Below are 25429 nucleotides of genomic sequence, written 5' to 3'. Positions count from 1 at the left end.
TCTTAGTTGGTTAATCCTTCTATCAAGTTATCTCGAATGGTTCCAATAATTGGATAGAAGAACATTGTATCTTCAATTATGTCTTCTTTATTCTTATCTTGGGCATTCTTATTAATGAAGTTCCAGCCAGTTACTAAATGATGATCGAGATCATTGTTAACTATTGCTTTGAACTTTTGATAAGATTGGTTATCAACCAAGAATCTATCAACAACTCGAAGAGCATCGCAAAGCTCGATAAAGAAGCTGTTAAACTCTTTTACTTTAGTGATTACACCTTGCTGAATGGCTGTGTCGTCCATATCACCATAGGTCAATTGCTCTTTATCTAACAATGAATAGTTCACTTTTATGGTGTTATCGAAACCGTCCATGATATTGTTTAGCTCATTAATGAGCTGAGTTCCTGTAGGATCTTTCATCTGCATCAATGCACCACGACATGTTATTTGCTTTGGCTCACGACGCTCCATCACCACAGAGAAGGTGCTATCAGTATATGTTTCGTTATAAACTCGTTCGAAGATAGCCTGTGTCATCATATCTAAATCACGTTGACTACCAACGATATCCAACACTTTACTACCTGTTCCGCTGAACATCACGTTACGAGGTTTATCGATATTGTGATGCTTCATTACATTAGCTACATAATAAATAAGCGCAGAATAGAAATAAAGGAAGATGATTTTGCGATGCGCATCTTCGTTAAGTCGTTTATTATACGAGAACACGTCGTTTCCAAGAACTGCCTGATTGTTGATAATTGAGAAGAGGAAGGCGTTGATCTCGTCGCTCTTTTGCTTCTCTGTAATATCGTCTAATATGCCATTTAGTTCTCCATACTTATCGTCATCGGCGTCGAATAAACGCTTAAAGTAGTTGACATAGGTTGTAACCATTGGGTTTCTGTTACCTCTTGGGATATCAGAAAAACCGTCTCCAAATAGCGCATTGGCCGCAAATCTAAATGAAGAAAGAAGTAATGGCTGTGCCTCTGTGCCTTTAAAGATGGCAATATCGCTCGAACCTCCACCGATATCAATACTTGCAACGGTTGAAGCTGCGCCTCTAAAGGTTCCTAAGTTCTTATAGAAATAATAAGGAGCAACCGATTCGGGCATATGTATTAGGTTGCTATTATTTGCCTGTACGCCAAAGACTTCAGCAAAAATAGACTCCCACATCTCTCCTAATTTACGTACATTTCCTATCTTCATTGAGAGAGGATAGAACCAAACAAGAGATATCTTGCTTAAATCGCCATGCTCTAAGAGCACCTTTGTACGCATTAATAAAGCGAGTTCGGTTAGGAATGCCTTTACTCTCTTGCTCGAAGAAAGCTCTACCGACCATTTTAAATCAGTGACTATGTTGTTGCCATAGCCCACAGATTCTTTCTCATATATAAACGGTATATTGGTATCTCCTAGTGGAACAAGATGGTCTATACTAACAATATCAAGACGTTCGCTTTCACTTAACACTGTTCTTTGTGGGAAACAATAGTCTTCTCCGATGCATTTTGGCAAGAATTCTTGCTTTAAAATAACATCATATAAAATACTTGAGCCATTGTATAGGGTTGCAACCATCTTCTCAACTGCCACACTATTCAACATAAGAGGTTGTGGCAAGGCACCTGCCTGCATGCTTTCTACATGAGTGTTGGTTGTTCCAAAGTCTACTGCAAAGGTGTAACTATCGTGTCCAGGGATATAACTTGTCCAATTAGGGCATATTAATCCTTCGATAGGTGTAGACGAGTTGCTACTTGATAAGTTGACAAGTATGTAATCGAAGTTATCATCTACTTTATAATAAGAAGAGCCTACACGCTTCTCTTTTTTATAACTTCTTTCTCGAACATTTACCTTTTGAGTATCTAAAGCCTCAGCTTCTGTCTCTTTATAGAATGATAAGCCTATGCCATGGCTATCGAAATCGCCTAAAGCTCTATCAATTAACTGAACATTATAATGGTTAATCCCTTCCGTTTTAATGAATGGGAAGAGGTTTAAAGTAAAGGCAATATTCACGAAATAGCCTTTATCATTCTTGCGGTCGTAAGCATAATTGTTATCAATTGCTTTGAGATAGGTACGCTTTAATGTGATAAAGCCTCCTTCTTTCTTCACTGGAATACGCAAAATTGCAGTTAAAGCCTCGTTACCTCCTATTCTTTCATGACGCATTTCAAATTTAGGTAATCCGCCAATCTTACCCTTTAGGTCTTCTACATCAAAATATTTGAAGAACAAAGGCTTTATAGGAAGCAAGAAGTCGTTATCATCTACATCCTTAGTAGATAGAGATAGGTTACCATCGAAATAGCAATCTCTATTTAATGTATAATCAAGTTTAATAAGAGAAGGCTGGAAGAAGTCGTCATCTGTTAGCCAAGGATAAACATGAGACGTACCTGGTAGAGTGCGTTTTGATGGTTCTACCGCATAATCTGTGTACGAAATCTGTTGTTTATCGTCCCAATTGCCTGTGATATACTTATAAGGTGCATTTTGATAAGATGACAAGTTGTTTTGTAAAACAAGTGGTAAAGGCTCATTTTGTGTCTTCTTTGTGTTAATAACAAAGTCACTTGAAGCAATACCATCTAACACATCTTCTTGTCGAAGACCATAGAATGGAATACCAAAGATTTGCACTCCGCCATCAATAGCCAAATAGTTGGTTTGCAAGAAGAGCTTAGCTTTCTCGATATTCTCTAAGTCTAAAGATGTAGGATTGCCTATTTCAGTTAAAATCTCATTGCGAATTTCTGCAGAGAGCAATTCAAATACTCTCACAAGATAAGCATTCACTTCCCCACAATATTGCTTTAACTGTGGATAAGCGTTGAACATGGCATAAAGATACTTTATAAATCGGGTATCTCTACAATGCAAGTGACGAACAGAATCGAATAAATTGATGTTCTGTTCCACTGTTACTGGATACTTTCCAGGCTGCGCATTGGGTGTAGCCATGAACAAAGTAATGGGCGAAGTAGATCCAATCACCTTGTTTTCATATAACAAAAAGTAGAGTTTATCAAACTTATCAAAGTTAAAAGCCTCTTTATCTTGCTCTAAAAACATCGATATTGTTTCACCTAAAAGGGCGTGTTGTACGTTGTTTTTTAAGTCTGACAATGCCTTATCTTTGTTCCATTCAACCACTCGTAGTTGGTTTTTCATCTCACCAAAGTTAAAGAATAGCTGAGCAATATCTAAGGCATTAGAAACAAGAAGCTTATCCATCACTTCTCCTTCTAATGTTGTTGACATCGCTAAACGATTGAAAGCATTCTTAACAAGGTCCATTTGTGCAAATGGAGAAGGTATCGCTGTGCGTGGTTTTTGACTCAAACCAGCATTAGGGTCGATAATCATATTGATCTCATCTGCCCCATATTGGTTGTGTAAAGATATCCAACCTTCTCCTGTTGTCTTTTTATTATATGATAATATTTTGCTCACTTTGCTTCCTTTTTAACTGATTCTTGAATATTAAACGATTGCTTCGTATTTCTCATCCACCAACTTATCTAATGCAATATTTAAGAGAGTGAATAGCTTATAGCTTGGTGTTTGCTCTTTTAAAGAACCGTTCTTTACTGATTGTAAGCTCTCTTTGTTTAATGAAGACAATACATTTTTATAGTTAATTGCCGACTTAAACAATCCTGTTTTAGGTGAAATGTCTGTAACTACATCGCTTAACTTATCTGTTGCGAGGTTAAATGGAACGAAACTTCTTTGGTTTCCTGTCAATTCTTTTAGCCATTGACGATATGAAACGAAGAAATCTGCCATTAAAGTAGTATAGAATGTGGTTGATAAAAAGCTCTTTCCAATAGCTGGTTCATCTTGAGTATAACCACGACCGATATCCTCTTTCAATTGATGTGTTAAGTACATGTAAGCCAAATGGAATTTAATTAGCTGCTTATTCACCAATGCACGACTCGATAAGCCAAGATCTTTCAATGAAATTGTTTGCTTATCAAACGACAAACCATATTCTTTATAAATAGGATTGCGGGCGTTTCCTTCCATAGTTAATAGGTCTTCGTCAGCTATTTGCAAGAAGTCTAGCACCGAAAGGGCACCAACAAACTCGACAATATGAGCGTCATTGCGTTGTCCGTTGTCTCCAGGATCGTTGTAATAAGGATTACTTGGCACTTCATCTCCTAAGTAATAACAAGCGTTTACCTTTGAAAGTGGCAAGTCAACTCCATTTTGTTTCAATCCTGTTAGATTGTCGTGATAATAGAATAATGCCGACTTTGTTTTCGAAATGAAGTCTGCTCGTGAGATAGGACTATTCTCATCTTGTTGTATATTGAAGTAAGGTAGCACCGTTAATGCACCTATTTTGGCATCTCTTAAACTGCCTCTATTACTCAAGTTGCTGTTATTTGCAGCGTTTCTTATATTCTTTACGATCACAGGATAGCCTGCTGCACCTGTTCCACCGAATATAGAACTCACCACAAAGATACGATCATTGCTTTGGAATACGTTAGCAAATTGTCTGAATTCTTCGCTATCTTTAAGCTGATTAAGTGCTACACTACCGATATTAGGACTACCAACGAAACCTATATCCATTTTTGTTTCGAGCTGATAGTCGGAGAACATCATTGAACATAAGGCCTGATTAGCAGTATCCAACGTGTTATAAGCAATAAAATCTTTGAACTTTGTAGATTCAACTGCTCCCAAATTGAGCAAGAAGGTGTCACTAAGTGTAGAACCATTGGGTATGATATCTGCCAAAGTTGAGATCTTTGTTGAAAAGAATCCATTTCCAACTTCTACGTTTTCACCATATATCGATCTTCTGATAGACTTATAAGAACGCAATAAACTATCTGTTCTTTTAAGGTCTTCATTTGCTTTATGAGGGTCGATAATAATGGGTACAACCTCTAAAGGTATTTCTTTACCATTGTTATCAAGTGGTCTAACACCTGCAGCAAACTGCATTATAAGGGGACGTAACACTCTTGATCCAGTCCCACCAACTAGAAATAGAAACAAACGCATAATATTATTCTGGAATAGGAGTATGTCTACAATTAGACGACCACCAACGAATTGAGAATGAAACAACAATAAATAGCACCATATTTAATATGGTTTCAACAACAGAGAAGTTAAATAACTGAAGTGAGAAATCTAGCTTATCAGCTGTAAAGATGCTCTTTGCATAATAGTAGTTCACTGTTGTTGCTAAGCAAGAAGCACCCAACAACATCACTAACCAATGATACCAACGACTGAAACGAACCGAATTGATAATGTAATAGTAAACAACTGCCATCACCCAAAGTATAATTGAGCTAAATAAAGCAATCATAAAATAGACGTTTCCATTATACATTGCATCAGAGAAAGCACGTTCATAGTACAAAACCTCATAGATATGTGATGAGAAAAGCACCAAAATAAGTGTTATTACAATACCAAACACTAGCAGTATTAAATTCTTCATTTAATTATATTGTTATTTTCTTAAGTTCATATTTAATTCGAAGTAATAAGGGACTCCAGCCGAATTCTTTTTATAAGAGTCGTATATTCCCTGCAACAAGTATTTCAACGCAAATGTAGTTGTGCTGTTTGGTTGAGTGTCATCGTCTGTAGATGAAGCATAAACCCATTGTGGGAAGTTATTAATAAGTCGTATTTTTACTTCTTGTTCGTGTGATATTTCCTTTGCAGACAATACAAATAGATGCGTTGCAGTAGATAAGTATTTCTTTTCAGCAGGCATTCTATCACTGTCAGTTATTGGTTTTATGGCCTTAATCTGTATTGCATCGTCTGCAATAACCTCATAATTGCGAGGATTAACAAGATAGTTTTTATCGATAAACATATTATTTAGATCTACAGCCAACACCAAATCAAGATCCCCACTCTCTTTATCTACCTCTAAATCTTCAATGTTTGTAATGCTATTTGTTTGATTATGTTCAGGACGGAAACGGCCTTTTATTAAGCTATTACTTAACAAAAATGAGTAGTAAGGACGATAAATGCCTGATGTTTCAAACAGATATTGTTCTTGAAAACCTGGTAAGTTAGCAAAATCTCTAAACGAACTATAATTCTTATCCTTTGAAATTCTTGCAAGAAGAACGTTATCTCCTACTATAACAATATAGTATGGACGGTCGCCTTGATATGCTATTCCTTTATTTGGAGAGTTATATGTGTAGTAAGAACCATTGTAAGAGCCTTGCATCTTCAATATAAGCATCGATTTTGTTTTAACGATATTATTGAAAACGGCATGGGTCATACCTTTTATTTCATTAAAGATTTTCTCGGGATTCACTACAGACATCTCTTTAGTTGAGTAAATCATATCCGACACAAGAATACTTAATTCATTGTTTTTTGTGTTGTTCAACAATGTTTTAAAGATCTCACTAAAGTTGGTATAACTTGGATCTCCAATGTTCTTAGTGGCTTCAAAGATATTGGTATCAGTCAAAAACTTAGAAAATCCCTCTGGATATTCGTTGATAGTGCTATTAACTACGTATATTTTATTATTGTTTACGTCGCCTGGAAGGTTGTTTAATAACTGCACAATAGCTGCTTTAAAGTTACCATTTCCATTCACATCATCGTATGGAATCATACTTCCTGAGCGTTCTAAGTAGAAGTTTACCTTCACATTTTGCTCTTTTCCAACACCCACAAAGCTTACTTCCACAGAGGGACGACGGCCATTCATTAAGTCAACAATATAGCTTTTAAGCTTCGCCTCATCAACATCTCCGTTCGAATTACAAAAGTCTTTAAATGCTCTTTTGTCTGAATTAATAAATGAAACAATTTCTTGCCAGTCTTTAGAGTCAATCTCTTTATCTTCTGAAGCTAAGCTAACAACAAGTCGGTCGAGTTCTTTTTCTTTGCTATTTCCACATGAAAACGCTGTAAATAGAGCTAAAGCAAAGAATAAATACTGTATTTTAAAACAATGAATTTTCATCTTTTTCTTACTTATCTTTATTTGTATCAATGCAAAGGTACAAAAAAACAATATAAATTATCGCTAATATTAGAACTGTTATTATTATCAATGTAATTTTATTTCAATATCACTTATTTTGCAACTCATTTGCAACTATTTGAAATAAAGAATTTAAATAAATCTGTATCTGTTTTATATTTAACTCTACCCGAGTTGTTATTCGAATATAATTGATATCGAAAAGAGTTTTACATACTTCTATTTTATTCTAAAATCCAACACTTTATAGCATTACATATCAAGATAAAAACGAAGTAATAAAATTCTTTTCGACACTCAACTGACAATCATTATTTTGTCAACAACTTATTATATACCTTATCAGAAAGCACGTCTGTGCGTTCCCATTTAGGCCATTTTTCTTGCAAAGGTTGATATTCTCCACCCACTTCTCTATATCGTTGAAAGGTGAACTTTGCATTAATATATCCCTCTTCACCATCTTGTGCAATAGCATAACAATACATTGTTTGCAAATATCCAATAATCACATCACCCTTTTCCACAGGTTCATGCAACCAATCTGTTTGAGGAATCACCACAGTTTGCAGTTTAGTTTGGGGATATTTCTCCATAAATTTCTTTCGAACAGTCTCTCTAAACTCTGCAGCTTCTTTACCTTGATATAGGTTTACTGTGTACAAAGGCATGTAATATAGGCCACTAACCTTTATAAGGTCATTTTCTTTATTCAAATGTCCATCTGCATCTAAGGTGTAACCCACTTGCTTTCCAGCTTTATTTGCAGACTTTCTGGCTCTATTTAATATTCTTGATATCTTACTTCCAAGCGACTCTGTCTTATTACTTGTTGAAGTTTGAGCCGAAACAGTGCACATACAAGAGCACAAAAGCAACGATGCGCTTATTATATATCTCTTCATCATAACTACATTTTATATCACAAAAGTAGTATAATTCAACGAAAATCTATCGATTAAGGTTAATAATAATAATTAAATTCACATTATTAATAATATGCTTCTAATAAAATAACATTATTTCAGTATTGCGCTAGAGTTCAACTTACTTACCTTGCCAAACATAAAAAGAGCCCCTTTACAATAAAAAATTTCTCTACTTATATTGAGCCTCATCACTATTTTAAATAAAGTAGACATCACATTGAAATACAATTATTTACAAAATAAAAACGCCTTATACTTTTATCGATAAATAAAAGCTATGATATTACCTTGCAAAAGCTATGTTTTTAGACAGTAATAACAATGCTTTTACCCACCAATATCAATGCTTTTAAAAGGCACTACTTATATTTATAGAACAATATGTTGTGAGTTCAACAAGAATAATCTACCTTTGTAGAACGCATTTTCTAAATATTTAAACCAAAAGAAAGGCAAAACAATGAGTTCATTTAAGCAACTTTCAACAGAAAGACGTAGCTGTAGAGATTTTAAAACAACCGAAATAGCTCCCGAACACATCGAAACACTTTTTCAAAGTGCTTTCTTTGCCCCTTCATCTAAAGGCAAACAAGGTTGGGACATCATTGCTGTTGACAACAAAGCAGACATTGAGAAACTGTCAGAAGCAAAGGAACACTACATCAGTTTCATTGCCAACGCCCCCCTCGTGGTGGTTTTGTGTGGTGATAAAAGCGTGAACGATTGCTGGATTGAAGATGCTTCTATTGTTGGAGTGAGCATGCAATATCAGGCAGAAGAATTGTCTTTGGGTTCGTGTTGGATTCAAATTAGAGACCGATATCTTTCAGACAACACCTCGTGCGAAGAGATTGTGCGAGGTATTCTCGATATTCCTGCCAATCAACAGGTGCTTGCCCTCATTGCATTTGGCTATCCCAACAAAACCAATGCGCCACATAATGCCGACAAAATTAAATGGGAAAAGGTGCATATTGGTAAGTGGTAAGAAAATAACAACGATTTAAACGATGGATATAACGATTATTGGAGCAGGTAAACTGGCAACCAATTTAGGTGTAGAACTAAAAGAAAAAGGATTTCATATCAAAGAGGTTTTTAGCAGAACTGAGCATTCTGCTAATCGCCTTGCCGAACTTTTAAACTGCTCTAAAACCACTTCGTTCGAACAAATCAATAAAGATTCCGACTTATACATCATCGCATTAAAAGACGATGCGTTTCTTGAAGTCCTCCCAAAGATATGCAACGAGCGCAAAGACGCTATCTTTTTACACACATCGGGCAGCCTATTAATGAGTAGTTTTGTACCCTATGCTAATAGATATGGAGTGCTATATCCTATGCAAACATTTAGTATTGATAAGCTATTATCATTCAGTAATATACCTATCTTTATTGATGCAAATAACGAAGATACTCTTAATACAATAAAAAGCATAGCAACAAGTATTTCAAAGAAGGTGTATCACCTCGATGATACCGATCGAAAATACCTTCATATTGCTGCCATCTTTGCATGTAATTTTAGCAATTATTGCTATAGTGTGGCTCAAGAATTATTAGAAAATCGTTCTATCCCATTCGAAGTAATTTTGCCTTTGATTGACGAAACGGCTAAAAAGGTACACAAAATGTCTGCCATTGAGGCGCAAACAGGTCCTGCAGCACGCAAAGATACAAAGGTGATAGAAAGCCATATTCAGCTATTAGAAAGCAACAAGGCATTACAATCTCTCTACAAAGAGATGTCTTCTCAAATAATAAACAAATTAGAACAACATAACGACAATGATTAATTACGACTTAAGCAGAATACGTGCGATATTCTTTGATGTAGATGGCGTTCTATCTACACAAACGATAACCCTCGCAAGCAGTGGAGAACCGCTAAGAAGTGCCAATATTAAAGATGGATATGCTATTCAATTGGCTCAGAAACAAGGGCTTATTATGGGCATAATAACAGGTGGAAAGACCAATGCGGTGAAGGTTAGATATGAAAATCTCGGTGTAAAAGAGGTTCATCTTGGAGCAAGTGTAAAAATAAAGATATACGATTCGCTTAAAGAGAAATATCAATTAAAAGACGAAGAGATTATTTATGTGGGCGACGACATACCCGATTATGAAATAATGAGGGTGTGTGGCTGTGCATGTTGTCCCAAAGATGCGGCACCAGAAATAAAGGAAATTAGTTGCTATATCAGCGACTTTACTGGCGGAAACGGCTGTGGAAGAGATATTATCGAGCAGGTGCTAAAGGCTCAAGGCAAATGGATGGAAAGCAATATTGCCTTCGGTTGGTAATGAGCTGTCACCTTATTATATTATAAACAGAAATGAATAAAAAAGAATATCAACTGGTGTTGGCCAGTAATTCGCCTCGACGTAAAGAGTTATTGTCGGGCTTAAACAAATCAATAACAATCAGGGTAAAAAACGATATCGACGAGTCTTACCCCTCAACCCTATCGGCTTTAGATGTTCCAGAATATCTTTCGAAGAAGAAAGCCAGTAATTATGAGGTTGCAGACAATGAGATTTTAATTACAGCCGATACGCTTGTGATTGTGGATAACACAATTTTAGGTAAGCCAAAGAACGAGAAAGAGGCTTTTGAAATGTTGCGTCTTTTAAGTAATAAGACCCATACTGTGGCTACAGGTGTGTGTTTAAAGACCTCTGACAAAAGCATATCGTTTAGCGATGTAACTGAGGTGTGCTTCAAAGAGCTATCAGATGAGGAAATAAACTATTATGTATCGCAATTCAAACCCTTTGACAAAGCGGGATCGTATGGTATTCAAGAGTGGATTGGTTACATAGGAATTACAAGTATTAAAGGTAGTTATTTCAATGTAATGGGACTTCCCGTTCATCGTGTTTACGAGAAAATACAGGAATTAGAGGGAAACTATTAGAATGTAAGAGTACTTTTCATCGACTTGCATTTCAAGGTAAAAAACTCTATTTTAAAGACTTTTTCATTCAAATATGGCCTTATTGAGCCTCAAATTTAAAGTTTTAGGTACCTTTTCTCACATATTTTATTAAAAAACGCACTACTCATCCTCATCTTTGAGGATAAATATTTATATTTGTGCGACAATAAAGAATAATTGTTTAGATGAGCAATAACAATTTGTTTAAAAAGATATTTTATCTATACTATGACGGATTTAAGAACATGAAGCTTGGCAAAACATTATGGTTAATCATTGCAATTAAACTATTTATAATGTTTGCAATCTTAAAAGTATTCTTCTTTCCCAATCATATAAAACATCAGACACAAAAAGGAAGCGAACCAGAATACGTCTCAAAAGAGCTAATTCAACGTTCAAAGTAAAATAATTAAAACAACAATACATTATGTTTAATCATCTTTTATTAGACATCTCGAGCAGTACTATTGACTGGTCGAGAGCACAATTTGCCCTTACAGCCATTTATCACTGGCTTTTTGTACCTCTAACTCTAGGCCTTGCCATTGTAATGGGCATCGCTGAGACTTGCTATTATCGCACAAAGAAACCATTTTGGAAAGATGTTGCGAAGTTTTGGCAAAAGCTTTTTGGTATTAATTTCGCTATGGGTGTTGCCACAGGTATCATCCTTGAATTCGAATTTGGTACTAACTGGAGTAACTATTCATGGTTAGTTGGTGACATCTTCGGCGCTCCTTTAGCTATTGAAGGTATTCTAGCATTCTTCATGGAGTCTACTTTCGTGGCAGTAATGTTCTTCGGTTGGAAGAAAGTTTCAGCAGGTTTTCACCTCGCTTCTACTTGGTTAACAGGCTTAGGAGCTACTCTTTCTGCTTGGTGGATATTGGTTGCGAATGCTTGGATGCAGTATCCTGTGGGCCATACATTCAACCCTGACACAATGAGAAACGAGCTTGCATCATTCAATTCGTTCCTAGAAGTAGCGTTTAGTCCATTCGCTATTGATAAATTTCTACACACAGTAATTTCTTCTTGGATTATTGGTGCGGTGTTTACTGTAGCTGTTAGCTGTTATTATTTAATTAAGAAACGAGAAGTAAAGCTTGCTACTGAGAGCTTAAAAATTGCTGCATTTGTAGGTCTTACCGCTTCTATTTTAGCAGGAATAACAGGACATCACTCTGCACATATGGTGGCAAAGACTCAACCAATGAAGCTTGCTGCAATGGAAGCACTATACAATGGTGGTAAAGCACAACCGCTAACAACTTTCGGTTTGGTTGATCCTTTCTCACAACCAGAGTTTAAAGATTGTCCAAAACATCCTTGTAAGATTGATATTCCTTTTGCTCTTTCATTCCTTGCAACAAACGATTTCGAAGGATATGTACCAGGAATCAACGACATTATCAATGGATATACCAACAATGAAGGAGTAAAAGAGCCATCACTTCAAGAGAAGATTGCTCGTGGTAAACAAGCTATTACTGCTCTTCCAGCTTATCGTGAGGCTAAAAAAGCTAACGACAAAGCAGGTATTGAAGCTAATCTTAAGATATTAAACGAGAACATGAAGTACTTTGGTTACGGCTATATTAAGTCTGCAGACCAAGTAGTTCCTTATGTTCCTGTATGCTTCTGGTCGTTCAGACTTATGGTTGGACTTGGCTGTTTGTTTATTCTTTTCTTTGCAGTACTATTATTTATGGTGTATAAGAAAGACCTAACCAAACACCGTTGGTTACTTATTGCAGGAATCATCACACTTCCTTTAGGTTATATTGCAACAGAATCAGGTTGGGTTGTTGCTGAAATGGGACGTCAACCTTGGACAATTCAAGATATACTTCCTACTTGGGTGGCTGTTTCTAACATTCAAGCTAGTTCAGTAATTGTTACTTTCTTCATCTTCTTAGTGTTGTTTACAGCGATGCTTATCACTGAAATCAATATCCTTTGCAAGCAAATTAAGAAAGGACCTGAATACACAATCGAGAGCGAAAAGATAACAAAATAATTTAAACAAGATATTATGTCATACACATTATTACAACACTACTGGTGGTTCTTGGTTTCTTTATTAGGAGCATTACTCGTCTTTTTAATGTTTGTACAAGGCGCAAATTCTCTTATTTTCTCATTAGGACACACCCCAGAGGAACGCCGTTTGGTTGTAAACTCAACAGGACGCAAATGGGAAATCACCTTTACTACCCTCGTAACATTCGGTGGTGCATTCTTTGCTTCATTCCCTTTATTCTATAGTACCAGCTTTGGTGGCGCTTATTGGTTATGGATGATTATTCTATTCTCATTCGTATTACAAGCTGTGAGCTATGAATTCCAAAACAAACTTGGTAACATTTTTGGTGCAAAAACATTTCAATGGTTCTTAGTTCTCAATGGAATTGTTGGACCAGTTCTACTTGGTGGAGCTGTTGCAACATTCTTCAATGGATCTAACTTCGTTGTGAACAAGATGAACATCACCAACAGTCTACAACCTGTTATTAGCCAATGGGCTAATGGTTCACACGGACTTGATGCTCTATTAGACCCTTGGAATCTTGTACTTGGCTTGGCAGTTATGTTCCTTTCACGTATTCTTGGTACATTCTACATCATCAATAACGTAAATGATGCAGTAATACAAGAACGCTCAAAGAGACAACTTTTGGTTAATACAGTTCCATTCTTGGTGCTATTCCTTTCATTCTTGATCCGCACTCTTCTTAAAGATGGATTCGCAGAGAATGTAAATGATGGTAGCATTTATATGGAACCAATGAAGTATCTTAATAACTTCGTTACCATGTGGTATCTATTAGTAGTGCTATTGGTTGGTGTTTTGATGCTTCTTTACGCTCTAGGTAAGACTCTATTCACAAAGAACTATACCAAAGGAATATGGTTTGCAGGCATCGGAGTGGTACTAGTTGTGTTATCACTACTACTCTGTGCAGGTTGGAATCACACTGCTTACTATCCATCAAACATTGATATTCAAAGTAGTTTAACCATATCAAACAGCTGCAGTAGCTTGTTTACACTTCAAACAATGTCTGTAGTTTCAATCCTTGTTCCATTCGTTGTGGCTTATATAGCTTACGTTTGGTATGTAATGGACAAGAAAAAACTAGACAAAGAAGAATTGAAAGACGACGAAGTTTACTAATCGTCAGATCTCAATAGAAAAGACTTATTACCGTCATTCAAGCATATTTATACTTGTTTGACGGTAATTTCTTTTATCTATATCGCTCCAATTAAACAATATAACAGCGTTTTTTGCGTTTAATGTTTATATGAAATTAAGAATTGCACTATATTTTATATGTTTCTTCTATGCAGTAGTAATGCACGGACAAACATTCACTCTTCAAGGAAAAGTTGTCGATGAGCAACAACAACCCATTGAACTCGTAACTGTATCTGTTGCAAAACAAGGTAAAATGACGATGACTTCACCTCGTGGAGAGTTCTCTTTAACCTTGCATACTGCCGACTCTGTGCCTGTAAAATTCTCGATGGTAGGATATAAAACCAAAACAAGAATATTACAAAAGCCTAAAGGTAAGCTGAAACTTCAAATCGTATTATATTCAGATAACATGATTGAAGAGGTGACAGTGAAGGGTGCTCGCAAGCAAACAGGACAGATGCAGCATATCAAAACCGAAGATTTAAAGAACAATCCGTCGGCCACTGGCAATGCAGTTGAAGAGTTAATACAAAGTCAAGCGGGCGTTTCTACCCACAACGAGCTATCGTCTCAATACAATGTTCGTGGTGGTTCGTTCGATGAAAATAGTGTATATATCAACAATGTAGAGGTATTTCGTCCCTTTCTTGTACGCAGTGGACAGCAAGAAGGCTTATCTATTATCAACCCAAATATGGTTGAAAAGATTGGATTTTCAACGGGAGGATTCGACGCTAAATATGGAGATAAGATGTCTTCGGCATTAGATATCACCTATAAAACACCACAAAAGTCAGAAGCATCGGCATATATCAGTATGCTCGGAGCAGGCTTATACGCAGCCATAGGCAATCAAAAACTTTCGTGGAGTAATAGTATTCGCTACAAAACCAATAAATATTTATTGGGAACTCTTGAGACTAAGGGCGAATATATGCCTCGTTTCTTAGATTATCAGACCTACTTTAACTATAAACCCAACAAGAGATGGGAACTCTCATTCATTGGAAGTATATCGGATAATCATTACACTTTCACCCCAGAAAACAGAGAAACGAAGTTCGGAACATTTAAAAATGTAAAGAATTTCAAGGTTTATTTCGATGGACAAGAAAACGATTTATTCCAAACCTTCTTCGGCTCTTTCAGTTTAAAGCGTAACCTAACACAAAACACTTCGTTATCTCTTATTGCCTCTGCGTTCTCTACTAAGGAGCAAGAGAAATACGACATACAGGGTCAATACTGGCTAACTCAAACCGAAACAAGCGAAAACCTTGGTGTAGGAACCTATTTTCAGCATTCAAGAAACTATCTAAAAGCCAACATAAAGAATGTAAAGCTGCTTTTTAATCACAAAACTTCAAAGCACAATATAGAGAGTGCATTCACCATGAAATGGGAGAATATCAAAGAGATTTCGAATGAATATGAAATGCGAGACTCTAGCGGTTACAACATTCCCAATACGCCAGAAGCACTTAATATGATTTATTCTTTACGTGCAAAGAACGAGTTAAGCAGTCAAAGAATCGAAGGATATATTCAAGACACCTATCGCTTTACAAGTAAACACGAACACACTCTCTTCACACTTAATTATGGAATTAGAGTGAGTAACTGGAGTTTCAATAAAGAAACAATCATCAGTCCACGTGTGTCTTTAGGCATTACACCTGCCTTTAACCATAATGTCACCATGCGCTTCGCCACTGGTTTATATTATCAAGCACCATTCTTTAAAGAGCTAAGAGATACAACCATCTCGAATGGAGTGACTTATGCGCAATTTAATAACAAGGTAAAAAGTCAAAGATCGCTACAATTTATAGCAGGATTAGATTATAATTTTAAGATCAAAGAACACCAATATAAATTCACAGCCGAAGCTTATTACAAAGCTTTAAGCAACCTTATTCCTTATAGTGTCAACAATGTAAAGGTTATTTACTATGGAGATCAGCTCTGCAACGGCCATGCTGCAGGCTTAGACCTTAAGCTTTATGGCGAATTCGTGCCAGGAACCGACTCGTGGATAAGTCTTTCTTTGATGAATACACAAATGAACTTAAATGGAAAGAAAATTCCATTGCCCACCGATCAACGCTATGCTGTGAACCTATTCTTTACAGATTACTTCCCAGGAACAGAGCGTTGGAAGATGTCTCTTAAGCTTGCATTCGCCGATGGCTTACCTTTTTCAACCCCACATCAAGACTTAGAGACCAATACTTTCCGTGCTCCAGCCTACAAACGAGTTGATATTGGTATGAGCTACAATCTTCTTAATAGCAAAAACAATCAGAAATTCATTAAGAATATGTGGTTAGGAGTAGATTGTTTGAATCTCTTTGGAATAAGTAATGTAAACTCTTATTATTGGATTACCGATGTAACCAATAATCAATATGCCGTGCCTAACTATTTAACAGGTCGTCAAATCAATGCACGTTTATCAATAGATTTTTAATATGAAGAGTCTTTTTGCCTTTCTACTCCTGCTGTGTTGCAATGCTTCATGGGCGCAACAAAATAGAATAATCCATTCTAATATCGCCTCATTGCAGATTGTTGCAGGCAATAAATGGCTCAAACCGCCTGTCATTTCGCTTAACGATAACGTTCCAATCAACATCTCTTTCGACGAAAAAAGCCACAATTATCATCGTTATGTTTATACTGTTGAACATTGCGAAGACGATTGGTCGGTGTCGAAACAACTCTTTAAAAGCGACTATATCAGAGGCTTTTCAGACTATTTGAATATAGAAGACATTCAACCTTCTATCAATACCAACACAGAATACACCCATTATTCGTTCTCAATACCCAACGAATCGTGCCAATTGCTTATGAGTGGCAATTATAGGGTAACGGTTTACGATGATAACAACAATGATTCTAAAATTCTTGTTGCTCACTTTATGGTGGTAGATCCTAAAGTAAAAATAGGTATTGAGGCTACAACAAACACAGACTTAGATATCAACAATCGACATCAACAATTGAACATTGTACTTAATTACCCACCTAATGTGTCGCAAGATCCTAAAGAAGAGTTCAAAATTGTGGTGACCCAAAATAATCGTCTCGATAACATTAGAAAGGATTTTATGCCTCAAATCGTTACAACCGAATCGATGATATGGCAACACAACAAGCAATTGATATTTGATGCAGGTAACGAATATCACAAATTTGAGACGCTTCACACTTCACAACCCTCTATGGGTGTAGAGCGAATGGTGTGGAACAACAATAGCTACAACGCCTTTTTATGGCCCACTACCGCACGTTTTGCTTATGTTTACGATGAAGATGCTAATGGAGCATTCTATATTCGCAATAGTGATAACATCGAAAACAACACTGCTTCTGATTATATCAATGTGCATTTCACCCTTGCTATTCCCAAACAAGTGGGCGAAATATATCTTAATGGTCAGTGGACTAACAATAGTTTTACTGAAAAATATCGCTTAACCTATAACGAAGAAATAAAGGCATACACAGCTGTTGTTAACCTTAAACAGGGATATTACTCGTATCAATATCTTCTTAAAACGCCTAATGGCACTATCACCACCCTCCCAACAGAAGGTAATTTCTTTCAAACTGAAAACACATATCAAGCCTATGTCTATTTTAAAGGTAAGGGAGAACGCACCTATCAGCTGGTAGGCTTCAAACAAATCCAATTGAAATAAGCACAAAAAAGCAGGATATAACAGGCGAACTATGTTTTGATCCACTGCGTTCAGGTTTCCAAAAACAGTTTTTCGGTTTTTAGAATAACGCCTCAATGAACTAAATTTCAAGCATAAACACACGCTTATACTACTCTTTTTATCTTTAAAAGAATAGTAACTCACAACTTTCTTACAATAAATAAATTGAATAAAAATGAATTCTCTCTTCAAATAACCAATTTAGAGAATTCTAATTACAAGTTTCTGCTCTCACAAAAGAGCCGATACCCGGGCTCGAACCGGGGACCTATTCATTACGAATGAATTGCTCTACCAACTGAGCCATATCGGCAATATAGCTTAAATCCTAAATCTTTTGTTAGTAATGCAAAGGTATATATATTTTTTTATTTTTCAAAATAAACCTTTTACTAATTATTTTCACTATTTTATTTAGCCACGTCCTTACCCTAATGTCGTTATGATTGGGAGATTAAAGGATAGACACTTCTACTGAATAAGCTATTTATCTGAAAATAAGATGAAACAGCTTCGCAAGCTAACATACAAAAGCTATCAAACAAACTTAATGCTTTTATCGTTTAAACTCAATGCAATTACACCACAAAAGCAATGCTATTGCAAGTCAAAAGCAATGCTATTTCAGACGAATGAATAAAGAACAAGAAATGGAAGAAACTGCATAAGAATCACTATTTTTCTGCTATATGTTTACTTAAAGAATAAAAGAACTGGAATTATCATAGGAATTCCAAGCCAATAGTTGTTTGTTAGTTCTTTTTTATTAACTTTGTAGACAATGGAACTGAGATGTGTTATCTATATCTATTTAAGGTTTTATTACACAACAAACTTTCATTTCCTTTTAAGAAGGACTACCATTAATACAATAACTAAGTATAACAACATTCTATTATGCAGAAACAATTGTTATTTTCGTTGCTGTTATCATCTTTAACAGCCATGCCTTTACAGGCAGACAACCTTCCTGTTGGAGGCTATCTATTTGGCCAAGACATGGCACCTACAGGACAAGAATGGCAAAATCCAGGTATGTTGGGATATAATAAACTACCTGCTCGTTCGCTTTTTTCTTCTTTCTCATCTGTTAACGAGGCAAGAAAAGTATTGCCAGAATTTGCAAAAGACTACCTATCTCTTAACGGAGAGTGGAGCTTTCACTTTGCTAAGAATCCCGATGAACGTCCAAAAGATTTCTTTATAAAAGGCTATGATGATAGCAAATGGGACCGACTACAGGTACCTGTAAGCTGGAATATGGCTGGAATTCAGAAAGATGGAACATTGAAATATGGTGTACCCATCTATGTTAATCAATGGGTTATCTTTAAATATAACATCGAACCAGGCGACTGGAAGAAGGGTGTTATGCGTGAACCACCAAAGAACTACACCACATACGAATATAGAAATGAAGTGGGTTCGTTTAGAAGAAGTTTTGATGTTCCTGCAAATTGGGACGGAAAGGAAGTATATATCAACTTCGATGGTGTAGACTCTTTCTTCTATCTTTGGATTAATGGACGCTATGTAGGTTTCTCTAAGAACTCACGTAACACTGCACATTTCGATATTACTCCATATATCAACAAGGGAAAGAACGAAATTGCATTGGAAGTGTATCGCTCTTCTGATGGAAGTTTCCTTGAAGCACAAGACATGTTCCGCCTTCCTGGTATCTTCCGTGATATTAGTGTCACTGCAAAACCTAAAGTGCACATTGCTGATGTGAAGGCTATTCCTACTTATAAAGATGGAAATGGAACGATTAACATTAATACTACATTTCAAAATCTAACTAAGAAGAATGTAAAAGATCTAAGTGTACGTTGGAGCATCTATCGAAATAAGTTATATTCTGATGATAATGAGTTGGTTACTACCTTTGAAACAACAAAGGAAAAGACTGCATGTAGTGGTAATAAACTAGCTCATCTTCAGCAAACCATTACCTTAAACAACGCTGCCCCATGGACAGCTGAGGAGCCAAATGTATATGTTCTTGTTGGAGAATTGATGCAAGGTAAAAAGATTATTGAAACTATTAGTTTCCAAACTGGTTTCCGCAGTGTTGAGATAAAGGACACTCCTGCACACGAAGACGAATTTGGTTTGACTGGAAGATACTATTATATCAATGGAAAGGCATTAAAACTCAAGGGTGTTAACCGCCATGATACAAACCCATTGACGGGTAAAGTTATTTCAAGAGAGCAGATGGAGCGTGAAATTATGCTGATGAAGCGTGCTAATATCAACCATATCCGTACCGCTCACTACCCCAATGACCCTTATTTCTACCACCTTTGTAACAAATATGGCATTTATTTAGAGAGCGAAGCAAACATTGAGAGTCACGAATATTTCTATGGAAAAGCATCGCTTTCACACGTTCCAGAGTTCCAAGATGCACACGTTGATCGTGTAATGACTATGGCACATCAACTTGTTAACAATCCTTCTATCGTGATATGGAGTCTTGGTAACGAAGCAGGACCTGGTCATAACTTCGTAGTTGCATACGATTCACTAAAGGCTTTCGATGCTTCAAGACCCGTACAATACGAACGTAACAATGATATTGTGGACATGGGATCTAATCAATACCCAAGTATTGCATGGACTCGTGATGCTGTTAAAGGTAAAATGGGTATCAAATATCCTTTCCATATATCGGAATATGCTCATTCTATGGGTAATGCAGTAGGCAATCTTGTTGATTATTGGGACGCAATGGAGTCTACAAACTTCTTCATGGGCGGTGCAATATGGGACTGGATCGACCAAAGTATGTACCATTATACTAAAGATGGCAAGCGTTATGCTGCTTATGGAGGTGACTTTGGCGATACTCCTAACGACGGACAGTTCGTTATGAATGGTATTATCTTTGGTGATGAAGCTCCAAAACCTCAATACTTTGAAGTGAAAAAGGTATACCAATATATTGGAACAACATGGAAAGACGCTAAAACTGCTACATTAGATGTGTTCAACAAGAACTATTATTCTAATGATTTAAGCAGCTACCAAATGGTTTATACACTGACTGCCGATGGTATTCCTGTTAAAGAAGGAAGTTTAGAACTTGGTAGTGTACCTGCAAGAACACACAAATACATCACAATCAACGGACTCAATGAAGGACTTCAGCCTAATAAAGAATATCTACTCCACATCACTTATCGCCTAAAACACGATATGCCATGGGCAAAAGCTGGATATATTCAGGCTGAAGAACAATTACCTGTGCAGCTAGCAGTGGTTCGTCCTGCATTGGATGTTAAAGGAAAAGTGAATGTAACAGCACCAAAGAATAATCAAATAGTTCTTTCTGGTGATCAATTCAGTACTACTTTCGACCTTACTAAAGGTACTATCTATAACCTTAAATATGATGGTAAGACTATCATTGAAGATGGTTGTGGACCTGAACTCAACGCTTTCCGTGCATGGACCAACAATGATAACTGGGCTTATGAGGCTTGGTATGCTAATGGTTTGAACAACTTGCAACACAAATGCACCAACTATACAACACATGTAAATAACAATGGTTCTGTATCTATTGTGTTTAGTATAGAGTCGCAAGCTCCACATGGCTATCGTTTAGAAGGTGGTAATGCCAATTGGAAGAAGCTTATTGAGTTTAAAGATAAGCCTTTTGGAAAGGACGACTTCCGCTTTAACACCCAAGTGGTTTACACTGTATTCCCAGATGGAAGCATTGAAAGCGAGAGTTCTATCACAAGTAACAAGCCTAGTTTAGTACTTGCAAAGCTAGGTTACACTATTCGTGTACCAAAATCACTCAGCACACTGAACTATTATGGTCGTGGTATGGTGGATAACTACCCTGATCGCAAGACAGGACAAATGATTGGACTCTATGAACAAAAAGATGTAAACAACGAATTTGTACCATTCCCTAAGCCACAAGATACAGGTAACCACCAAGATACTCGTTGGTTGTCGCTCACAGGCTTTGACAATAGCAAAAATTCACATGCTGGGGCAATCTTTATTGCAAAAGATAAGATGAGCTTCTCTGCTCTTCCTTGGTCGGACAATGCTATCGCAATGGCTAATCACCCACACGAATTGCCACAAAGTGATTACACTTATTTGCACCTAGATATGGCTATAACAGGTTTAGGAGGTAACAGTTGCGGACAAGGTGGTCCTTTATTACACGACCGTGTAATGGCAACTCCACACACATTTGGATACATCATTCGCCCTGTAAGTTCAAAAGATAGCAAGGAACTTTTAAACAAGTCGGATATAAGTCTTAATAGTGTAACACCGCTTACCATTGCAAGAGACGAACAAGGTAATGTTACCATTAATGCAAATGGTGTGAAGGGTGATATCTTCTATACTATCAATGACAGCAAAAAGCCTGTTAAATATACTGGGGTTATCAATCTTCGCAATGGCGGAAGCATCACTGTATGGACCAAAGAGAATGAATGGCTCAAGGCACGTCAATCATTCTCACGCATCGAAAGCATACCTCTATCTGTCGTATTTACATCAAGTCAAGAGAGTGGTGAGGGTGATGCAACTCACTTAACAGATGGGAATCCAAATACTTATTGGCACACTATGTACTCTGTTACAGTGGCAATTCCTCCTCATTGGGTGGATTTCGATTGCGGAAGTGTGAAGAATATCAAAGGATTTACTTATCTTCCACGCCAAAACAGCAATAATGGTAATATTAAGAAATACACCATTCAAATTAGCAATGATGGCAAAACATGGAGCAAACCTGTTGCTGAAGGTGAGTTTGAGAACAATAGAAAGGAAAAATCTATCTTGCTTACCACTCCTGTAAAGGCTCGTTTCATTCGCTTTACTGCCTTAAGTGAACAGAACGGACAGGACTTTGCAGCAGGTGCTGAGTTCAAGGTGCTTGAGAAATAAAAATAAGTTTGAACAAAAAAATAGGCTGTGTCAAGTAAATAACTATCTTGACGCAGCCTATTTTTATATCATTTATTCTCCAATACAACTCCTATTTCTTTAATTGTTGAAAGGGATCATCTACAATATTCTATCTAAATATACAAAGTATTCATCGCTGATGAATACGATAAAAGCTTTAAATCATTTATTTTAGATACACTTTCTTACCATTTATGATGTATATTCCCGATACAGGGCGAGTCACTTTTTGCCCTGACAGATTGTATATCACATCATTTTTAGATGAATTTCGAATGGCAGTTACACCCATTGTTATAGGCACTGGCATACTGATAAAATGCAAAGTTGAAGTTGGTGATTGCGTAAAAGCAAGGTAAGCTTTATGAGGACGATTAACGATTCTATCTCCAGTTTCATTATCCCAATAGAAACCAAGACTACTTATGCCCTCCGATTCAGCAATACTTAGTTTGTATAACTTCTCATTTGGCGATGCAGCTTCTATGCTTTGGCGTACATCGCTGCCTCGTAATAGATTCTCAGGGTCGGCTACTTCGCTGGTAGATGCTTCTTTTAAGAAATACACTCCTTGTGATCCTTCAATTATCACTGCTTGATTTGCTGGTAGAACCTGATTACCTTTGTATGTTCTGCCCTTTATTAACGTTCCATTATTTGCATGAATAGTATAGGCGGTTAGACCTTCGGAAAGTGCAAAAGTCTTTGTTCCATAATAATAAGTTGCCATTTTAAGCTCATCAATTACAATGGCATCAACAATCCGTTCACGGCGATAAAGAGCTACTTCAGAATCTCTTTTAGAATAACAAGAATAAAGTCCTGCATTATAAGTTAGCTGTTTGGGTATCCAACTTGAACTTGATTTGACATTAAAGACAAGATTATGGTGACGTTTATCACTTGATAATGAAATGGTAAGAAAGGTTTCTTTATCCCCATTCCGCCTAGAGTGACTTGGAGAAGAAGCAACAAAAAGCTCATTTTTCCCTCCTACCTTCACAGACAAATAACTCTCTTCATCTTTTAAAAGCCAAGCATCGGGATCACCCTCAAGCACAAGTTCTGCAATAAATTCAGGGTTTATAAGTAATTCTGTTTCGGAAATAAAATGAGATGGAATAGCATCTCGATTATGACTTCCCTTGGTATAAGGGAATTTTCCCATCGCCTCATGTGCTTTTGGATTAGCAATAACAAGCTGATCGCCCACTTTTAAGGTACTAAGATCACTTACAAAACGATACAACACCAGCTCTTCTGCATGAGCAAGAGATATCGAAAAGATGAATAAAAGACTTAAAATAATTGTTCTCATAGTTGTTTGTATATTTCTAGAATATTATTTTTGATTAGTAACTTACATTAATTCCTCATATAGAATATACCTATTTGGTATCAGATTTCTAAATATCTCAATTAAGAATCTCATCTATATGTAAAGTTATTATTAATTATCTTCTTCCTCATAGTCCTCATTATCAATCGTTGTTGGTAAAAAGTCTGGATGAGAAAGTTGTCGTTCTCTACTATGCTCATTGTGCACTTGCGGAGCCGTTGAACATATTAAATTAATGCATTCACAAGGAACACAAAGGATTCTGGGCGCAATATATGCTTTCATGGGAGTAGTTTTTGTATTTATCATAAACTTGTTTCTTTGGTTATAGATTCTCACAAGGCACATCTTTTGCTTTCATGAGATTAATAGTTAAGACCGTCTTATTTATTTTGTCTCTTACAAATGTACAAAAATACTCCTAATCATAATAAGGTTTTACAGCACTTTTTATTACATTAATCTCATATTTTAAATTGATAAGTTCCCAATAACATATCTATCTTAAATAAAAAGAAAGATTTCTTCAAGATACACACTCTCTTCCTTATGTATAGATATCCCCTCTAAGCCATTCTTTTCTATTTAAGAAGTATTTCCTTACTGGTCGCTAAGACAAGCCTTTAATGCTTTATAATTTGTGTTTGTGGGCCTATACAAGGTTCTCTGCATAAGTCATCTATTGGGACTTTGGTCTGAAGTGGTTTCCATAAATGCATAGAAAAGGCCTTCTTCTGCTTTGGGGGAACAAATACTCATTAACCTCTAAGTCCATTCAGACCTAACCAACTAATATTTCCTCTCTGACCTTAAAAAGTATTCATTGTGTATTTCTTTAATGCTTTCAAGCTCCTCTTTTGATACAAGCATAATATGGGAACGTAGATATTTAGTGTTCAATAAGTGTTTTTGATGTTCCTTTTTAATGCCTTCAAGCTCCTCTTCTGATACAAGCACAAAAAAAGAGAGCTTAACTGATTACTCAACTAAACTCTCTCTAAAAAAAAAGGCAGCTACCTACTCTCCCGCATTGCATTGCAGTACCATCGGCGCAAGTGGGCTTAACTTCTCTGTTCGGAATGGGAAGAGGTGGAACACCACCGCTATAACCGCCTGATATACCTTTATAATATCAATAACATATCTACAAGCAAAATGTATGATTAAATAAATCACAACGGATGAAAATAATCTGTGTCTGAAAGCTTTGGGCAATTAGTAGTGCTCGGCTTTGACATCACTGTCTTTACACCTACACCCTATCAACGTCGTCGTCTACAACGACCCTCAAA

Annotated in this window: 16 protein-coding genes, 1 tRNA gene and 2 rRNA genes; 10 read left to right on the top strand and 9 right to left on the bottom strand. The window is 36.5% G+C overall.

All coding sequences use genetic code 11. From position 1 onward, the window contains the following. Positions 1 to 2: 2 nt before the first annotated feature. The 5 genes from A3GM_RS0100105 to A3GM_RS0100085 all read right to left on the bottom strand — a co-directional run bounded on the left by A3GM_RS0100105 (position 3) and on the right by A3GM_RS0100085 (position 7943). Entirely contained in the window at positions 3 to 3479 is a 3477-nt protein-coding gene (locus A3GM_RS0100105) for a hypothetical protein (RefSeq protein WP_018361353.1), read from the bottom strand. 30 nt (positions 3480 to 3509) lie between these two features. Next, positions 3510 to 4994, bottom strand: coding sequence for a hypothetical protein (locus tag A3GM_RS0100100; protein ID WP_018361352.1), 1485 nt, complete (start codon positions 4992 to 4994; stop codon positions 3510 to 3512). Between the two features lie 64 nt (positions 4995 to 5058). Next, complete coding sequence (locus tag A3GM_RS0100095; protein ID WP_018361351.1) at positions 5059 to 5502, bottom strand: hypothetical protein; 444 nt, start codon at positions 5500 to 5502, stop codon at positions 5059 to 5061. Between the two features lie 12 nt (positions 5503 to 5514). Beyond that, complete coding sequence (locus tag A3GM_RS0100090; protein WP_018361350.1) at positions 5515 to 7014, bottom strand: hypothetical protein; 1500 nt, start codon at positions 7012 to 7014, stop codon at positions 5515 to 5517. A gap of 332 nt (positions 7015 to 7346) precedes the next feature. Further along, a complete protein-coding gene (locus A3GM_RS0100085; RefSeq protein WP_238299208.1) occupies positions 7347 to 7943 on the bottom strand; it encodes a hypothetical protein in 597 nt (198 codons plus the stop codon). Positions 7944 to 8424: 481 nt separating this feature from the next. Between A3GM_RS0100085 and A3GM_RS0100080 the strand changes: the two genes are divergently transcribed. The 9 genes from A3GM_RS0100080 (at position 8425) to A3GM_RS0100040 (ending at position 17824) form a co-directional block, all read left to right on the top strand. Then, positions 8425 to 8952 (top strand): nitroreductase family protein, encoded by a 528-nt coding sequence (locus A3GM_RS0100080; RefSeq protein ID WP_018361348.1) that lies wholly within the window; start codon positions 8425 to 8427, stop codon positions 8950 to 8952. A 22-nt stretch (positions 8953 to 8974) separates the two neighbouring features. Then, complete coding sequence (locus A3GM_RS0100075) at positions 8975 to 9763, top strand: Rossmann-like and DUF2520 domain-containing protein (protein WP_018361347.1); 789 nt, start codon at positions 8975 to 8977, stop codon at positions 9761 to 9763. Continuing rightward, positions 9756 to 10274, top strand: coding sequence for a KdsC family phosphatase (locus tag A3GM_RS0100070; RefSeq protein ID WP_018361346.1), 519 nt, complete (start codon positions 9756 to 9758; stop codon positions 10272 to 10274). Before A3GM_RS0100075 ends, A3GM_RS0100070 begins: the two co-directional genes overlap by 8 nt. Positions 10275 to 10306: 32 nt before the next feature. Further along, positions 10307 to 10888 carry a Maf-like protein gene (locus A3GM_RS0100065; protein WP_018361345.1) on the top strand — a complete coding sequence of 194 codons (582 nt, stop codon included), beginning with the start codon at positions 10307 to 10309 and terminating at the stop codon, positions 10886 to 10888. A gap of 206 nt (positions 10889 to 11094) precedes the next feature. Then, positions 11095 to 11316 carry a DUF4492 domain-containing protein gene (locus tag A3GM_RS0100060; protein ID WP_018361344.1) on the top strand — a complete coding sequence of 74 codons (222 nt, stop codon included), beginning with the start codon at positions 11095 to 11097 and terminating at the stop codon, positions 11314 to 11316. Positions 11317 to 11339: 23 nt separating this feature from the next. Next, positions 11340 to 12932, top strand: a complete 1593-nt coding sequence (locus A3GM_RS0100055; protein WP_018361343.1) for a cytochrome ubiquinol oxidase subunit I — start codon at positions 11340 to 11342, stop codon at positions 12930 to 12932. A 15-nt stretch (positions 12933 to 12947) separates the two neighbouring features. After that, positions 12948 to 14090, top strand: coding sequence for a cytochrome d ubiquinol oxidase subunit II (locus A3GM_RS0100050; protein ID WP_018361342.1), 1143 nt, complete (start codon positions 12948 to 12950; stop codon positions 14088 to 14090). Between the two features lie 130 nt (positions 14091 to 14220). Beyond that, the gene (locus A3GM_RS0100045) at positions 14221 to 16587 is read left to right on the top strand and encodes a TonB-dependent receptor (RefSeq protein WP_018361341.1); all 2367 of its coding nucleotides are present in this window, start codon (positions 14221 to 14223) and stop codon (positions 16585 to 16587) included. 1 nt (position 16588) lies between these two features. Continuing rightward, on the top strand, positions 16589 to 17824 hold the full coding sequence (locus A3GM_RS0100040) for a type IX secretion system plug protein (protein WP_025829786.1): 1236 nt from the start codon (positions 16589 to 16591) through the stop codon (positions 17822 to 17824). A gap of 261 nt (positions 17825 to 18085) precedes the next feature. Here the strand turns inward: A3GM_RS0100040 and A3GM_RS0100035 are convergent. Beyond that, positions 18086 to 18158, bottom strand: a tRNA-Thr gene (locus A3GM_RS0100035). Positions 18159 to 18742: 584 nt separating this feature from the next. Here A3GM_RS0100035 and A3GM_RS0100025 point away from each other — a divergent pair. After that, positions 18743 to 22777, top strand: a complete 4035-nt coding sequence (locus A3GM_RS0100025; protein ID WP_018361338.1) for a glycoside hydrolase family 2 TIM barrel-domain containing protein — start codon at positions 18743 to 18745, stop codon at positions 22775 to 22777. Between the two features lie 187 nt (positions 22778 to 22964). On the opposite strand, the gene A3GM_RS0100020 is transcribed toward A3GM_RS0100025, so the two are convergent. From A3GM_RS0100020 to A3GM_RS0100005, 3 genes are all read right to left on the bottom strand, one after another. Beyond that, positions 22965 to 24116 (bottom strand): hypothetical protein, encoded by a 1152-nt coding sequence (locus A3GM_RS0100020; RefSeq protein WP_018361337.1) that lies wholly within the window; start codon positions 24114 to 24116, stop codon positions 22965 to 22967. A 1025-nt stretch (positions 24117 to 25141) separates the two neighbouring features. Further along, positions 25142 to 25254, bottom strand: a 5S ribosomal RNA gene (rrf, locus tag A3GM_RS0100010). Positions 25255 to 25331: 77 nt separating this feature from the next. Next, a 23S ribosomal RNA gene (locus A3GM_RS0100005) occupies positions 25332 to 25429 on the bottom strand; the annotation flags it as partial.

The organism is Hoylesella nanceiensis DSM 19126 = JCM 15639, from assembly GCF_000379965.1.
GTDB classification, from domain to species: Bacteria; Bacteroidota; Bacteroidia; order Bacteroidales; family Bacteroidaceae; genus Prevotella; species Prevotella nanceiensis.
This window is presented reverse-complemented; position numbering and strand designations above follow the sequence as displayed.

Excerpts from the sequence above, each read along its gene's own strand:
- A3GM_RS0100100 (WP_018361352.1), bottom strand. The coding sequence starts at position 4,994 with ATGCAGTTTGCTGCAGGTGTTAGACCACTTGATAACAATGGTAAAGAA.
- A3GM_RS0100095 (WP_018361351.1), bottom strand. The coding sequence starts at position 5,502 with ATGAAGAATTTAATACTGCTAGTGTTTGGTATTGTAATAACACTTATT.
- A3GM_RS0100090 (WP_018361350.1), bottom strand. The coding sequence starts at position 7,014 with ATGAAAATTCATTGTTTTAAAATACAGTATTTATTCTTTGCTTTAGCT.
- A3GM_RS0100085 (WP_238299208.1), bottom strand. The coding sequence starts at position 7,943 with ATGATGAAGAGATATATAATAAGCGCATCGTTGCTTTTGTGCTCTTGT.
- A3GM_RS0100080 (WP_018361348.1), top strand. The coding sequence starts at position 8,425 with ATGAGTTCATTTAAGCAACTTTCAACAGAAAGACGTAGCTGTAGAGAT.
- A3GM_RS0100075 (WP_018361347.1), top strand. The coding sequence starts at position 8,975 with ATGGATATAACGATTATTGGAGCAGGTAAACTGGCAACCAATTTAGGT.
- A3GM_RS0100070 (WP_018361346.1), top strand. The coding sequence starts at position 9,756 with ATGATTAATTACGACTTAAGCAGAATACGTGCGATATTCTTTGATGTA.
- A3GM_RS0100065 (WP_018361345.1), top strand. The coding sequence starts at position 10,307 with ATGAATAAAAAAGAATATCAACTGGTGTTGGCCAGTAATTCGCCTCGA.
- A3GM_RS0100060 (WP_018361344.1), top strand. The coding sequence starts at position 11,095 with ATGAGCAATAACAATTTGTTTAAAAAGATATTTTATCTATACTATGAC.
- A3GM_RS0100055 (WP_018361343.1), top strand. The coding sequence starts at position 11,340 with ATGTTTAATCATCTTTTATTAGACATCTCGAGCAGTACTATTGACTGG.
- A3GM_RS0100050 (WP_018361342.1), top strand. The coding sequence starts at position 12,948 with ATGTCATACACATTATTACAACACTACTGGTGGTTCTTGGTTTCTTTA.
- A3GM_RS0100045 (WP_018361341.1), top strand. The coding sequence starts at position 14,221 with ATGAAATTAAGAATTGCACTATATTTTATATGTTTCTTCTATGCAGTA.
- A3GM_RS0100040 (WP_025829786.1), top strand. The coding sequence starts at position 16,589 with ATGAAGAGTCTTTTTGCCTTTCTACTCCTGCTGTGTTGCAATGCTTCA.
- A3GM_RS0100025 (WP_018361338.1), top strand. The coding sequence starts at position 18,743 with ATGCAGAAACAATTGTTATTTTCGTTGCTGTTATCATCTTTAACAGCC.
- A3GM_RS0100020 (WP_018361337.1), bottom strand. The coding sequence starts at position 24,116 with ATGAGAACAATTATTTTAAGTCTTTTATTCATCTTTTCGATATCTCTT.